The sequence below is a fragment of the Streptomyces arenae genome, from assembly GCF_022343545.1.
GTDB classification, from domain to species: domain Bacteria; phylum Actinomycetota; class Actinomycetes; order Streptomycetales; family Streptomycetaceae; genus Streptomyces; species Streptomyces humi.
Genome location: NZ_JAKQYH010000020.1, coordinates 1 through 12,751, shown reverse-complemented (window position 1 = coordinate 12,751; position 12,751 = coordinate 1). Strand labels below are relative to the sequence as shown.

The following is a 12,751-nucleotide window of genomic DNA, read 5'->3' as shown; positions in this document are numbered from 1 at the left end:
CCTACCGGTCGATGTCGCAGGGGCCCGCCGCGGCGGACACGCAGGTCTGGATGAGGACGCCCGGCTCGGCTTCGGTGATCTCGCCGGTGCGCAGGTCTCGGACGGCGCCCGCCTTGAGCGGCGTGACGCAGCCGAAGCAGATGCCCATGCGGCACCCGGAGGGCATGAGCACGCCGGCCTCCTCGCCGATGTCCAGCAACGGCGTGCCGCCGTCCGCGTCGACGGTCTTGCCGGTGGCGCTGAACGTGACCTCGCCGCCGCCGCTTCCGTCGCCGGCGACGACGCTGCCGGGGCGGAAGCGTTCGGTGTGCAGGCGCTCTTGGACGCCGTGCCCGCTCCAGTGCTCTTCGGCGGCGTCGAGCAGGCCCGTGGGCCCGCAGGCCCAGGTCTCGCGCTCGGCCCAGTCGGGCACGAGTGCGTCGAGACGGGCGATGTCGAGCGTTCCGTCTGTGGCGGTGTGCACCTCGGTGAGCCGCAGCTTCTTGGCCGCCACCAGATTGTGCAGTTCGTTGCGGAAGATCACGTCTTGCGGCTGGGGCGCGCAGTGGACCATGACGACGTCGTCGAACTCGGTGTCGCGCAGCATGCCCATCACGGGCGTGATGCCGCTGCCGGCCGTCAGGTAGAGCACCTTGGCGGGCTTGGCCTGCGGCAGCACGAAGTCACCGGTCGCCTGGTCGAGCTGGATCAACGTGCCCGGTGTCGCCCTGCGGACCAGGTGGTTGCTGACCTTGCCGTCCGGGATCGCCTTCACGGTGATCGTGACGCGGCCGTCCTGGCGGTGTGTCGGCGAGGTGATGGAGTAGGCACGCCACAGGCGCACCCCGTCGACGTCGACTCCGATCCGCACGTACTGACCGGCCGTGTGGCCGCGCCAGCCACGTCCCGGCCTGATCACGATGGTCGCGGCGTCATCCGTCTCGGGGTGCACGGCCTCGATGCGCCCCCGCAGGTCGGCGCCCGCACGCAGCGGGCTGACCAGGTCGAGGTAGTCCGACGGCAGCAGCGGCGTCGTGACCATCTCCAGCAGTTTCCACGCCCTGCTGCGGAGGGCAGTACTCGTCATGACTCCAGCTTGCTGCGCCTCAGGGCGTAGAGTCCTGACCGTAGGACGTGAATCTGGTGGGTGGATTTGTTCGCAGGGAATAAAAACGTGAGTCGTGTAACCCAGAGGGCCAGCGAACTGGCCCTGGATGAGACGACGGTCACCGCAGTGAGGGCCGCGCTGAAGACCACCGCCGACGAGGTCGTCCAGGCGGTCATCGACGAGGTCCCTCCCTACGCCAACGCCCTGTCGGGCCACATGGGCGCCACCATCCGCCGAGCCGTTCGCACCGCCCTCGGGCACTACCTGGACCTCGCGAGCGGGAACGCCACGGGCGGCGACGGCGGTGACGCGGCCTACGAGCTGGGCCGCGGCGAGGTGCGCGACGGCCGTTCGATGGACGCCCTGCTCAGCGCCTACCGCGTCGGCGCCCGCGTGGCCTGGCGATGCCTGGCAGCGGGCGCCGTGTCCGCAGGTCTGCCCGCCGCCGAGGTCGCCAAGTTCGCCGAGCTGACCTTCGCCTACATCGACGAGCTCTCCGCCGCGAGCGCCGCGGGCCACGCCGACGAACTGGCCGCCCGGGGCAGGGTCCACGAGCGCCACCTGGAACACCTGGCCCGCGACCTCCTCGCCGGCGCGAGCCCGGACATGCTGCTGGCCTCTGCTCAACGGGCCGGATGGCAGCCTCCGGTCACGCTGACGGCGGTGCTGCTGCCCGCCGCCCAGGCCCGGCCTGCCTACCGCGCGCTCGACCCGGGCGCCCTCGTCCTCGACGATCTGCCGGACGCCACCGGGGTGCTGCTCGTCCCCGATGCCGACCGATCACATCTCTTGCGACAGCTGACCGACCGCACCGCAGTGGTCGGCCCGGCCCGGCCATGGACTCGTGCGTCCGCCTCGTACGCACGAGCCGTACGCGCGCGCTCTCTCTCCGCTGATATTCGCGACACCGAGGACCACCTGCCCGAGCTGGTGCTGAGCGCCGACGTGGACGCGTTGGCAGACCTGTGTGCCCGAGCCCTCGCACCGTTGCGCACCCTGCCTGTCGCGACCGCACGGCGGCTGGAGGAGACGTTGCGGGCGTGGCTGCTGCACCAGGGCAGGCGGGAAGAGGTGGCGGCAGCGTTGTTCGTCCATCCCCAGACAGTCCGGTACCGGATGTCGCAGCTGCGGGAGCTGTTTCCGGATCTCGCATCGCCACACCGGGTCCTTGAACTGACGCTGGCGGTCGGTCTGCGGGCCAGTTGACGCGTACTTCGACCGTCCACGAACTCCCGGCGGATCCCGGCATCGTGCTCGGTGTCTACCTGGGCGTCCTTGCAGCCGGGACGGTTCGGGTGAGCGACGCGATCAAGGTTGCAGCAGGTCGGCTGACAGGGAGCGTTCCACCACGAGTCGCCCACCTGCCGATCCGTCAGGCCCGCGTCTCGCACGACCAGCCACACCCGGTCGCGACTGAGCGGGAGTAGCGGTGGACAAGAGCGAGCAGCTCGGGGGTCCTCGTGGCGTAACGCATGGCCGCATTCTGTCCTGGGCGAAGCCGTTCGACCGGTGTTCCTCTCATTCGTACTGGCCAGTCGGCCGACCCGTCGTGTCGTTCGCCGAGTTCGGCGAGGAGGCTGGTGATGCGATCGGCGACGCGCTGGTGGCGATCGATCTCCCGCACGAGTGGTTCCAGGGAGCGGTGCAGGAACGCCTGCCCGAGCAGCCGACCCGCCGCAGGAAGGCGCTCCCCGGTGCGAAATACTCTCCCGATGAGTTCACGCACTTCGCCGATCAGCCAGCCGATCACGATACGGAGGGCCGTCGCGCGGGATGCCAAACGGCTCACGCGGCTCGTTCGTGGCTCAGGTGCCTACGAGGGCAAGTACGCAGCCGCAGTCGTGGGCTACCGGGTCGGTCCTGATTACATCGAGACCCACCGCGCCTTTGTGGCCGTCGGCGCCGACGAGCATGAAGGCCGGGTCCTCGGGTTCTACTCGCTCGTCCTCGCTCCACCGGAGCTCGACCTGCTGTTCGTCGCCGACGAAGCGCAAGGACGGGGTATCGGACGGCTGCTCGTCGCGCACATGCAGTCCGAGGCCCGTGCCGCCGGGCTCGACCGTCTCAAGGTCGTGTCGCATCCTCCCGCCGAGGACTTCTACCACCGCGTCGGTGCAGTGCGGACCGGGACCGCGCTCGCGAACCCGCCCGCCGTGCCGTGGGACCGTCCCGAATTCGAGTTTCGCATTCCTTCGGAATGACGCGGTGTGCCGGTTGGCGAGGCACCGGCTTCGCCTGCATGGTGGCCGGCATGCAGGAGCCGCTGGACGCCGCGCGCTCCGTGTGTGCCGTCGCCTCAACGACCCTCGATCCGGCCGAGAGGAATGGTTGGGACCGGGCCACCGGTGACGTTCGCCGCGGAGGGCGTCGTTGAGACCGGAGTAACGGCAGGGTGCCGTGCGCCTCGCAGACGACGGTTCGCGCGATTCGCTACTCAGTACGTGTACCCGCGCCGTAGGGCTGCAGCGCATCCGAGGCGGCAGGAAGCCGGGCCGTCGCCCATGGGCAGGCTGCCCATCCCTGGTCAGGACCGGGTTGCGGTCGCCCTCGTGCCGTTGAGGCATTCGTTGAGCGCAGGGGGTCGGCCGCCCCTTCGAGGAGCAGCGAGCTGGGCGTGGTGTCGGTCAAGGTCACCAGACGTTCGATCTCCTGGGTGCCGACGACCGTGGTGGGGATGTCGGCTGTGGGCAGGTCCACGTGGGGCAGGTTGGTGTTGGCCGCACGGCCGGTACCTGGGTCTGGTCGTGCACGGCCGCCCACGGCTTGAGCCCGTCACCGCTGACCCGGTGCGCCTCGTCCACCACCATCAGGTCCCACACCCGCAGCCCGGCGGCGTGCGCGCGCTGGAGGGTGCCCATGCCGACCGAGGCGTAGGTCGCGAACACGGTGACCGTCTCGGGGCCGGCGGTCCAGGCGATCAGTTCGTCCGGGTCGGTCGTGCACGGGAGCCCCTGGCTGTCCGCGCCCCGCAGGGAGCACACCCCGATCATCGCGCCGCGCCGGCCTCCCTGGCGCCAGGCGGAAGCCATCTGCAAGAGCAGGTCCAGAGTCGGGACCAGGACCAGCACCCGGCGCGCGGACAGACGGCCGGCTGCCGCCACCCCGATCAGCGTCTTCCCGGACCCGGTCGCGGCGATGACCTGCGTGCGCAGCCCCTCGGCTGGGATGCCCTTCCCGGGCTGCTCGGAGAGGCGGCACAGGTCAGACCGCATCATCAAGGAGCCCGAAGTCTTCCGGAAACCCTTCCAGGAACTCCCGGCGTGCGGAATCAGACTCGGCTTCGGCCATCGTCCCGAGCAGACCAATCAGTTCGCTCCGTTGCTCGCTCGACAGCTTGCTGACCACGTGGGCGACACCCTCCAGCACCTTGACGGCGTCGTCCGGATCCATCTGCTCGTCTTCACTGCCCTCGATGAACCACAGGACATCGACCAAGGCCGCGGCCAGGGCGTGAGGCAGAGACGAGTACACGGGCATGAAGGTGGTCTCCCAGCAGGTCACGGCAGCAGAGTCCGGCCATCCCACCACACACCACTGACATCACACTCAGTCAGCCCTCCACGGAAAGTGAGGCAGAACCTGAGCTCGGACAACGCCGGTCTCCGGTCGGTGTCCGGTAGCGGTGCATGTCTGCGGGGGCGGCGGGTCGGGCGGCCGGTGTCAGCGGTATGCGGCGAGGAAGGCCCCTACGCCGGCGTCGGCGTAGTGGTGGAGTTCGGATTGGGTGTGCTGTGGGCTGCCGTGGAACATGGCTTTGTTCACGGGGATCCACAGGAGCAGGCCGGAGAAGTGGTTGGCGGCCAGGAGCGCGTCGTCGATGCGCAGCAGGCCCTGGTCGGCCAGGCGGCGGAACGTGTCGGCCAGGGTGGCCAGGACCCGCTCGAATCCTTGCTTGTACCAGGCGGCACCCAGCTCTGGGAAGGTGTCGGCGTTGGCGATGATGAGGCGCCGCAGCTGGAGCACCTGGGGCTGGGTGAGGGCGGTCAGGAACTGGCGGGCCAGCCGGATCAGGTCCTTCTCCAGCGAGTCCGCATCGGCGGGGATGTCGGCCACCAAGTCGATCATGGCCTCGATCCGGTCGGTGGTGGCCAGGACGATCTCGGCGAACAGCTTCTCCTTGTCGGCGAAGTGCTTGTACACCGTCTGCTTGGACACGGCAGCCAGCTTGGCGATGTCGTCCATGCTCGTGCCGGCGTAACCCTTCGCCATGAAGGCCGCTGTCGCGGCGTCCATGATCGCCTGGTGCTTGCGAGCGGAGCGTCCGCCGGGTTCGTTCGCTTCCATGTCTCCTCCTCCGAGCGGTCAGTACTGGACAGTCCAGTTCCGTAGTGGGTACGGTACCGTCCTGTCCGACAGTACTGGACAGTCCAGTTCTTGCTTGTTTGGCTTTCAGGGGGATTCCATATGACTCAGGCGATCCGCGTAGCGGTCACCGGCCGCGCTGCCCCGGCTCGGTTCGCCACGCGTGCGCTGCTCGCCTGCGGGGCGGTGGCAGGACCGCTGTTCCTGGGGCTGGGGGTGATCGAGGGTCTGACCCGTACTGGCTTCGACTTCACCCGAAACGCCATCAGCCAGCTCAGCCTCGGCTCGCTGGGCTGGATTCAAGTCGCCAGCTTCCTGATCACCGGCACGCTGGTCACCGGTGGTGCGGCGGGACTGCGGCGGGCGATCGGTCACACCACCGGCGGCACCTGGGCGCCACGCCTGGTCGGCGTCTTCGGCGCGTCCTTCCTGCTCGCCGGGGTGTTCACGGCGGATCCTGGAGCAGGATTCCCGGCAGGTACGCCGGACGGTCCGGCCGCACTGAGTGGGCACGGGGCGGTCCATATGCTCAGCGGCGCGGCGGGCTATCTCGCCCTGTGCGCCGCGTTCTTCGTGCTGGCGCGGCACTTCGCTGCCCACGGCCGGCGCGGCTGGGCCCTGGCCTACCGCCTCCTGCCGGTGGGTGTCATCGCCGGTTTCGCCGGTTCCGCCACCACGGTCGCGGCCTTCACCGCCGCAGCGGGCCTCGGCCTGCTCGCGCTCACCGCAGCCTTCGTCCGGCTGGTCAGCTCCGCTGCGACCGCCCAGCGGTAGCGGCTCCAACTCCCGCCCGCGAAGCAACAACCCGAGAACCAAAGTCCCCAGACAGACAGGATGCCTCGTCATGGCCGCACCGGTGAAAGGCCCCGCCAGCTACTTCCCGTCGATCGAGAAGAAGTACGGCCGCCCGATCGAGGAGTGGAAGGAGTTGATCCGCACCTCGCCCCTGACCAAGCACATGGAACTCGTCGCGTGGCTCAAGTCCGAGCACGGCGTCGGTCACGGGCACGCCAACGCCCTTGTCGCCCACACCCTCGCCGAGCGCGGCAGCAACTGAACCGGGGCCGGGCGTGGGTCCTGCGGGCTGCGGAACCCGCGCCCGGCCCCGGGTGCTGTCGGTTCTCGTGAACATCGAACACGCCGACCGCGGGGCGCCTCCCAGAGTGATGAACAACCGCTCCACAGAAGTTGGTCCAGAGCCGGTTCTTGTGAACAGAACCAGGTGGCTGTTTTGGTTATGGTGCGGGGGCGCCTCGCGTCACCGTGGTGCAGGTCGGCCCGCCGCATTCCACCCCCGTAGCGGCGGGCCGCTCTTTGTCCACGTCTGGCAGTGCGGATCAGCGTCCGTGAGCGCTGCTGTCCCTCGAGCAGCCACCGACGGGTCCGAAAGGGCGCGGCGCGATGGCATGCAGCGCGGTGGTGGGGGCATCTGCTCCGGGACGGCTGGGAGCGCACGGGTACAAGGTGGGAGGGATGGGTCAGCTTGCCAAGGGTAAGGGCTGGCAGTCCCTGATGGCCCGTCCGATCACGGCGGCAACCGCGTTCGAGGGCAGCGAGGGCATCGCTCAGGCTCGGGGTGCGGCCCGCCGGTTCCTGGCCGACGTGCAGGCAGGGCAGGGACTTTCGGTGTCCGGCCGGGTGAGGGCGATGGTGGAACTGGTTGTCAGCGAGCTGGTCACCAATGCCCGTAAATACGCGCCCGGGCCGTGTCGGCTGACCCTGGAAGTCAGCGAAGGGACGGTGAAGGTGACGGTGTGGGACAGCAATCCGGCACTGCCGGTGGCCAGGAGAGCTGACCCTGGCCGTATCGGCCGGCACGGGCTGGAGATCGTCATGGCCGTGTGCCAGGCATTTGAGGGCCGCCGAGAGTCGGCCGGCAAGCGCCTGACCGCGGCCATCACGCTGACCGACGACCCGGACGGGACCACCGCCACCAGCCCCATGTGAACTGCACCACGTCTACGGGAGATTGTGGTTTGCCGAACACCTTCGGGGGCGCCCGGCCGCGGGCACAGCACGTTCGGAACAGAGCCGTGGGACGCCTCTCGGCCCGGCAGACCCACACTGAGGTCTGCGGGGCCGGGTCCGACAGGCTCCCGGCCGGCGTGCGCCCTCATGTTCAGCACGTGCCGGGTACGGAGACCTGCACGGTGTGAGCGGCCTGTGCGCCTGCGGACGGAGCACTGCCCCCAGAAAGCTGCCGGAGGGCTTCATATCGGCATGGCTGTGCGGTTCGGCAACTACTCGTCCACGGTCAGTGGCCGCTGATGGCGAGTTCGTAGTCGCCGATGAGATCGCCCAGCAGGGTGCCGGCGGTGAGGTCGCTGGGGACATGGCCGGCCATGTAGAGGCGGGAATAGAGGACTTCGGCCCGCATCCACTCGTAGTCCTCGGCCCGGTGTGGGGCGAGGGCGGTGAGGAAGGCGACGGCCGCGGCGGAGCGGGCGGCGTGGCGGGAGGGATAGGAGTACGGGCCCTTCGCGCCGGGCGTGATGTGCTTGTCCGGGCGCAGGGTGGGGTCCAGGACGAACGGGGCCGGCTGCTTGTCCTTGGCCGCCAGCTGGTCGCTGATCGTCTTGGCCAGCTTCAGCGCTGCTTTGAGCTCAGCCTTCTCGGTCTTGCGCTGCGCGGCGGGGATCAGTTCGCGCTGGTCGTGGAGGTAGAGCTTCCAGATGTCCTTCTTGCCATAAAGCTCCAGCCAGGTTGAGGCCTTCTTCCCGGCCGCTGTGCGGGACTTGGCGAGCGCCTGGACCTGGCGGAGTTCGGCAGTGCGCTCCTTGGCCGACGGCGGAGCCGGGACCTGCCGTGCGGCCCAGGCGGCGAACGCCTTGTCGTCGCGCGTGGTGCCGTGCGCAGCCTTCCACTGCGCGAAGAGGGCATTGGCTTTCTTGTGCTGGTCTGCCGCCTCCTTGCCGATAGTGGCGATCTCGGCATCGGTGAAGAGTGTGGGCGGCGGGTTCTGCTTGATCAGCGCCGTGGCACCGGGCTTCTTCTTCGCGCTGGTGGAGGAGGCGGCCGGAATCAGTTGCGGTCGCAGGAGGCCGATAGCAGCAGCGGCAACGGCGAGCAGCGCGATCACGGCGTACGGCCATTTGATGCCGCGCAGGGTGTTCATGCGACGGGGGTCCTTTCGAAGAGCGGTGCCGTCCGTGTCGGAGCGCTGAAGTGGGTGCGGACGAGACGGCGGACGTCGTTGTCGGGCAGCCCCGGGGTGAGGAGGGACTGGCCGACGACGTACTTGCTGAGGGAGACGGGCCGGGCGCCTAGGCGCAGCAGCAGCCGGTCGGCCGGGGCGGGCCGGATGCCGCCTTTGGTCTCGACAAGCACGTGGCCGGGGTCGAGGGCGGCGGCATGGCCGGCACGGTGGCAGGTGAGGGCACCGTCGAGGGTGACGCGGGTGCCGTGGTCCAGGTCGGCGAGGGCGGCGCGGACGTAGCGAACCTCCGCCGCGGGGATCAGGTCTTTGGCCGTGACGGTGATTCCGGCCTGCTCTAGCACCTCGTCCACGAACGCGGCGGCCTGCGTGTCAAGTTCGCCGTACGCGGTGGCCGGGACCTTCAGGGCGTGCTTGACCGTAGCGCCGCGGCCGTCCTTGGTCTTCACCTCCACCCGGCACAGTCCGTCTTCCGCGTACAGGCGGGCGCGGACCTTCCAGCGGCGGCGCCGGCCCTGGACGTGGGCGTGCCAGGAGCCGAGGTGTTCGGTGTCGAAGTAGGTGCTGAGGTAGTGCGTCGTACGGCGTCCGGCCAGGTCGAGTACGTGGTGGCTGTCGGCGAGCAGGCGAACGAAGGCGCGCGCCTGGTGGAGCGGGATCAGGTACTTGCGGTCAGTGCGGTGCTGCAGGGCCGCCACCGCGTCGACCTCGCCCAGTGTCGCGCCCCGCAGGGCTGTCAGATCCAGCCCCGTCGGGAGCGAAGACGCGGAGGTCACGGTGCCATCACCTGCTCCTGTGATGCGGTATCCGTCCCGGTCCCGGGCTCATCCGGGCTGGCGGGGTAGCGGGCGGAGACGCGGGTGGTCTCGCGTACGTAGTCCACTTCGTCGACGACCACGGACAGCGGTGCCCGGCCGAAGCGGAACGCCACGTCCTGGGTGATCAGGGAAGGGTCCTCGTAGATCCGGTCCAGGGTGAGTTTCACGGTCCGGGTTGGCGCCCCGTAGGACCGGGGATCGTCGACCACCAGCACGGCTACCAGCACGACCGCGTCGAGCGCGACCACCAGCCAGGTCTGGCGCTGCGGCAGCCCGGTGCACAGAGCGATCACCAAGGCGACGAAGGTGTAGGCGACATCCCGGAGAGTGAACGCGGCGCTGCGCAGCCGCACCAAGGAGAGGATGCCGAACAGCCCGAAGCCGACCCCGGCAGGGAACTTTCCGGCGCTGATGGTGCTCATCGCGGCGAACAGGCCGACATTCAGTGCGGCCAGGACCAGCGGCATCGCCGGAGCACTGGGACGGCGCCGGTAGAGGAAGCCGATCAGGATCAGCAGCGCGATGACGTCGAGACCGCCGCGGGCTATGAGATCCGCGGGGGCGATGTGGTCGGTGATGCTCTTGGCGGCGAGCACCGTGACCGCTGCGTGCATGAGGTTGTCCCTTCCGTCACGGCACGTCGGACGGCAGGCCAGTCGCGGCCCGCGGGACACCGCGACCCGAAGGACGGTAGGGATGTCACATGAACAGACCATGAAGCCTTCCCGGCAGCAGGAGGCGGCCGCGCGGGCGGTTAGCCTGGCCGGCATGCACTGCCTGGTCGTCGACGACGAGACCCGCCTGACCGATCTGGTCGTCCGCTACCTCACCGAGTCCGGGCACACCGCCGAAGGCCGCTACGACGGGCCTTCGGGCCTCGCCGCCGCCCGCGACCCCCGCCTGGACGCCGTACTGCTGGACGTGATGCTGCCCGGCCTGGACGGCGTCGAGGTGTGCCGCACACTGCGCGGCGAGGGCATCGACGTCCCCGTGATCCTGCTGACCGCGCGCGGTGCGATCAACGAGCGGGTCTCTGGACTGGACGCGGGCGCCGACGACTACGTGGTCAAGCCGTTCGCCATGGAAGAGCTGCTGGCCCGGCTGCGCGCGATATCCCGCCGCCGCCCGGACCCGGCCGGCCGGCTCCAGGTCGGCGACCTCGTCCTCGACCCCGAGCAGCAGCGGGCCTGGCGGGCAGACACCGAACTGGAATTCTCCCGCCGGGAGTTCGACGTCCTGCGGGTGCTGATGGAGAACGCCGGCCGGGTCGTGAACCGCCTCCAGCTGCTGGATGAGGTCTGGGACGGCGAGACCGACCTGCGCAGCAACGCCATCGACGTCCACGTCTCCAAGGTCCGCGCCAAGGTCGACCGCGCCTTCGACCGTACGACGATCACGACCCTGCGCGGACGCGGCTACCGCCTGGAGACCACCCCGTGAACCTGCACAACGGATTGCGGCGGCTGCCCGTCGTCACCCGCCTCGTCCTGGCCGTCGCCGTCACCATGTCCCTGGTCCTGACCGGGGCGGCCGGACTGGTCTACTGGCGGGTCAAGACAGCCCTGGACCAGCAGCTCAACGACGACCTCACTACCTACCAACGCAGCCTCGACCAGGCCGTGCACGCCCAGGCGCCGCTCCCGCCGGGCCCCAGCGGCAGCCTCCAACAGGTCCTCGACCAACAAGGCCGCGTCCTGCACTCCAGCGATGCGCTGCACCACCAGCTGCTGCTTACCCCCGCCGAGCTGAACGCCGTCGCGCACGGTGCCGCCGTCCGGCGGGACGTCGGCTCCCTGCTGCCTATCACCGCGGACACGCTGCGCCTGCAGGCCAGACGCGTCACGGCGGACGGGCAGCTGCGGATCGTGGTCGCCGCCGTCCGGCGCGGTCACCGTGACGAGGCGCTACGTGAACTCCTCGCGCAGCTCGCCTTCGCCTCCGCCCTGACCCTGATCGCGGCCTCGTACGTCGGCTACCGGACCGCCCGCGCCGCCCTGCGCCCCGTCGAGCGCTACCGCAGCGGCGCGGCCACCCTCGCTGACGGAGCCCAGCACACGCGGCTCGACGTGCCCGCCGACCGCCAGGACGAGATCACCCGGCTCGGGCACACCCTCAACCACATGCTCGACCGCCTCGAAGCCTCCGCAGAACGCGAGCGCCGGTTCGTCGCCGACGCCAGCCACGAACTGCGCACCCCGCTGACCCTGATGCGCGCCGAGCTCGACGTCGCCCTGCACCGCCCCCGCTCCGCCGACGAACTCACCGACACCCTGCGCTCCGTGGACACCGAGGTCCAGCGCCTGATCGACCTGTCCAACGCGCTCCTCGACCTGGAGGAACTCGGCAGCAGCCAGCACCTCACCCGGGCCCGGACACGCCTGGCCGACCTCGCCGAGGCCGCCGTCGCCCCACACCGGCGCACCGCCCAACGAGCAGGGCGGGACCTGACCGTCGACGTCCCCGACGCGACCATCGAGGGCGACGCACGCTGGCTGCAGCCCGCGATCGGCAACCTGCTCGACAACGCCCTGCGCCACGGCCACGGCACCGTCTGCCTCACAGCCATCATCCACGAGGGCAGGCTGCGGCTGTCCGTCACGGACGAGGGGCCCGGCATTCCGCCCAAGTTCCTGCCCCGGGCCTTCGACCGATTCGCCCGCGCCGAGGCCAGCCGCACCAGCGAAGGCTCCGGCCTGGGACTCGCCTTCGTCCACGCCGTCGCCCTCGCCCACGGCGGCACCGCACACGCCAAGAACACCGGTCACGGCAGCGCCGTCACCCTCGACCTGCCCTGCTGAACGACGCGTCGGCTCGGGGCGCCGGCACACGGCGCGGGTATAGCGCCGCCCCTGACGGGCCCGCTGGCGAACGCAAAGAGGCCGACGCCCAGTCCGCGCGAACGCGGAGTGGCAACGGCGCCGGTCAACCGATTTGCCATCGCCCCATCACTGCGCCGCTTCGCTGCTCTCGAAGCTGGCAGGCATTTCGGTTGCTCGGTCTGTGACTGCTGACCTGATCTGTTATCCGGGGTGGGTGTGGCGCTGTGGGTGGGCGGTGTGTCGGTGGCGAAACATTGGTGCCCTGCTGGTCTGCCTCTGTCCATCTGCTGGTCTGCCTCTCGACAGCGGGTTTCTAGGGTTGTTGTCGTCCCCCGGAGAGCGGGCCCCACGGTTCTGCGAACTCTCCAGTGATGCCCCGTGTTTGGAGACACCCCTGATGCGTGTTCTGCCCCGTCGTGCCCTGCTCGCCGCTCCCATCGCCGTGCTGGCGTTCGCTCTGACCGCCTGCGGCGGTTCCGACTCCGGCTCCGACAGCTCCAAGTCCGTGGCCACCCAGCAGCAGGACCAGAACACGGCCGGCGTTGGCGCCGGCGCCGGCGGCGAGAGGGCA

Annotated in this window: 14 protein-coding genes; 7 read left to right on the top strand and 7 right to left on the bottom strand. The window is 69.9% G+C overall.

Annotation, left to right across the window (positions count from 1 at the left end):
- Window position 1 precedes the first annotated feature (1 nt).
- Window positions 2-1,066, bottom strand: coding sequence for a ferredoxin reductase (locus MB828_RS11380; protein ID WP_301648048.1), 1,065 nt, complete (start codon window positions 1,064-1,066; stop codon window positions 2-4).
- Between the two features lie 87 nt (window positions 1,067-1,153).
- On the opposite strand from MB828_RS11380, the gene MB828_RS11375 reads away from it, so the two are divergent.
- Together MB828_RS11375 and MB828_RS11370 are read left to right on the top strand one after the other, a co-directional pair.
- Entirely contained in the window at window positions 1,154-2,293 is a 1,140-nt protein-coding gene (locus tag MB828_RS11375) for a PucR family transcriptional regulator (protein WP_301648047.1), read from the top strand.
- A gap of 506 nt (window positions 2,294-2,799) precedes the next feature.
- Window positions 2,800-3,288: a GNAT family N-acetyltransferase gene (locus MB828_RS11370; RefSeq protein ID WP_301648046.1), complete on the top strand. Its 489-nt coding sequence runs from the start codon at window positions 2,800-2,802 to the stop codon at window positions 3,286-3,288.
- A gap of 429 nt (window positions 3,289-3,717) precedes the next feature.
- On the opposite strand, the gene MB828_RS11365 is transcribed toward MB828_RS11370, so the two are convergent.
- The 3 genes from MB828_RS11365 to MB828_RS11355 all read right to left on the bottom strand — a co-directional run bounded on the left by MB828_RS11365 (window position 3,718) and on the right by MB828_RS11355 (window position 5,371).
- A complete protein-coding gene (locus MB828_RS11365) occupies window positions 3,718-4,302 on the bottom strand; it encodes a DEAD/DEAH box helicase family protein (RefSeq protein ID WP_430381361.1) in 585 nt (194 codons plus the stop codon).
- Window positions 4,289-4,588 carry a hypothetical protein gene (locus MB828_RS11360; protein WP_301648045.1) on the bottom strand — a complete coding sequence of 100 codons (300 nt, stop codon included), beginning with the start codon at window positions 4,586-4,588 and terminating at the stop codon, window positions 4,289-4,291. The genes MB828_RS11365 and MB828_RS11360 overlap by 14 nt, the downstream gene beginning before the upstream one ends.
- Before the next feature lie 159 nt (window positions 4,589-4,747).
- Window positions 4,748-5,371: a TetR/AcrR family transcriptional regulator gene (locus MB828_RS11355; RefSeq protein WP_301648044.1), complete on the bottom strand. Its 624-nt coding sequence runs from the start codon at window positions 5,369-5,371 to the stop codon at window positions 4,748-4,750.
- Window positions 5,372-5,491: 120 nt separating this feature from the next.
- Here MB828_RS11355 and MB828_RS11350 point away from each other — a divergent pair, with 120 nt between their 5' ends.
- The 3 genes from MB828_RS11350 (at window position 5,492) to MB828_RS11340 (ending at window position 7,336) form a co-directional block, all read left to right on the top strand.
- Window positions 5,492-6,163, top strand: a complete 672-nt coding sequence (locus tag MB828_RS11350; RefSeq protein WP_301648043.1) for a DUF998 domain-containing protein — start codon at window positions 5,492-5,494, stop codon at window positions 6,161-6,163.
- Between the two features lie 70 nt (window positions 6,164-6,233).
- A complete protein-coding gene (locus MB828_RS11345) occupies window positions 6,234-6,446 on the top strand; it encodes a DUF4287 domain-containing protein (RefSeq protein WP_301648042.1) in 213 nt (70 codons plus the stop codon).
- 416 nt (window positions 6,447-6,862) lie between these two features.
- The gene (locus MB828_RS11340; RefSeq protein ID WP_301648041.1) at window positions 6,863-7,336 is read left to right on the top strand and encodes an ATP-binding protein; all 474 of its coding nucleotides are present in this window, start codon (window positions 6,863-6,865) and stop codon (window positions 7,334-7,336) included.
- 307 nt (window positions 7,337-7,643) lie between these two features.
- On the opposite strand, the gene MB828_RS11335 is transcribed toward MB828_RS11340, so the two are convergent.
- Genes MB828_RS11335 through MB828_RS11325 form a run of 3 tightly spaced genes read right to left on the bottom strand, consistent with a single transcriptional unit; the run spans window position 7,644 to window position 9,975 of the window.
- The gene (locus MB828_RS11335; RefSeq protein WP_301648040.1) at window positions 7,644-8,504 is read right to left on the bottom strand and encodes a phosphatase PAP2 family protein; all 861 of its coding nucleotides are present in this window, start codon (window positions 8,502-8,504) and stop codon (window positions 7,644-7,646) included.
- Window positions 8,501-9,319: a polyphosphate polymerase domain-containing protein gene (locus MB828_RS11330; RefSeq protein ID WP_301648039.1), complete on the bottom strand. Its 819-nt coding sequence runs from the start codon at window positions 9,317-9,319 to the stop codon at window positions 8,501-8,503. The genes MB828_RS11335 and MB828_RS11330 overlap by 4 nt, the downstream gene beginning before the upstream one ends.
- Complete coding sequence (locus MB828_RS11325) at window positions 9,316-9,975, bottom strand: DUF4956 domain-containing protein (protein WP_301648038.1); 660 nt, start codon at window positions 9,973-9,975, stop codon at window positions 9,316-9,318. Before MB828_RS11325 ends, MB828_RS11330 begins: the two co-directional genes overlap by 4 nt.
- 82 nt (window positions 9,976-10,057) lie before the next feature.
- Between MB828_RS11325 and MB828_RS11320 the strand changes: the two genes are divergently transcribed.
- Together MB828_RS11320 and MB828_RS11315 are read left to right on the top strand one after the other, a co-directional pair.
- The gene (locus tag MB828_RS11320; protein WP_301648037.1) at window positions 10,058-10,801 is read left to right on the top strand and encodes a response regulator transcription factor; all 744 of its coding nucleotides are present in this window, start codon (window positions 10,058-10,060) and stop codon (window positions 10,799-10,801) included.
- Window positions 10,798-12,159, top strand: a complete 1,362-nt coding sequence (locus tag MB828_RS11315; protein WP_301648036.1) for a sensor histidine kinase — start codon at window positions 10,798-10,800, stop codon at window positions 12,157-12,159. Before MB828_RS11320 ends, MB828_RS11315 begins: the two co-directional genes overlap by 4 nt.
- Window positions 12,160-12,751: the final 592 nt, after the last annotated feature.

Excerpts from the sequence above, each read along its gene's own strand:
- MB828_RS11380 (WP_301648048.1), bottom strand. The coding sequence starts at position 1,066 with ATGACGAGTACTGCCCTCCGCAGCAGGGCGTGGAAACTGCTGGAGATG.
- MB828_RS11370 (WP_301648046.1), top strand. The coding sequence starts at position 2,800 with ATGAGTTCACGCACTTCGCCGATCAGCCAGCCGATCACGATACGGAGG.
- MB828_RS11365 (WP_430381361.1), bottom strand. The coding sequence starts at position 4,302 with ATGATGCGGTCTGACCTGTGCCGCCTCTCCGAGCAGCCCGGGAAGGGC.
- MB828_RS11355 (WP_301648044.1), bottom strand. The coding sequence starts at position 5,371 with ATGGAAGCGAACGAACCCGGCGGACGCTCCGCTCGCAAGCACCAGGCG.
- MB828_RS11350 (WP_301648043.1), top strand. The coding sequence starts at position 5,492 with ATGACTCAGGCGATCCGCGTAGCGGTCACCGGCCGCGCTGCCCCGGCT.
- MB828_RS11345 (WP_301648042.1), top strand. The coding sequence starts at position 6,234 with ATGGCCGCACCGGTGAAAGGCCCCGCCAGCTACTTCCCGTCGATCGAG.
- MB828_RS11340 (WP_301648041.1), top strand. The coding sequence starts at position 6,863 with ATGGGTCAGCTTGCCAAGGGTAAGGGCTGGCAGTCCCTGATGGCCCGT.
- MB828_RS11335 (WP_301648040.1), bottom strand. The coding sequence starts at position 8,504 with ATGAACACCCTGCGCGGCATCAAATGGCCGTACGCCGTGATCGCGCTG.
- MB828_RS11325 (WP_301648038.1), bottom strand. The coding sequence starts at position 9,975 with ATGCACGCAGCGGTCACGGTGCTCGCCGCCAAGAGCATCACCGACCAC.
- MB828_RS11320 (WP_301648037.1), top strand. The coding sequence starts at position 10,058 with ATGTCACATGAACAGACCATGAAGCCTTCCCGGCAGCAGGAGGCGGCC.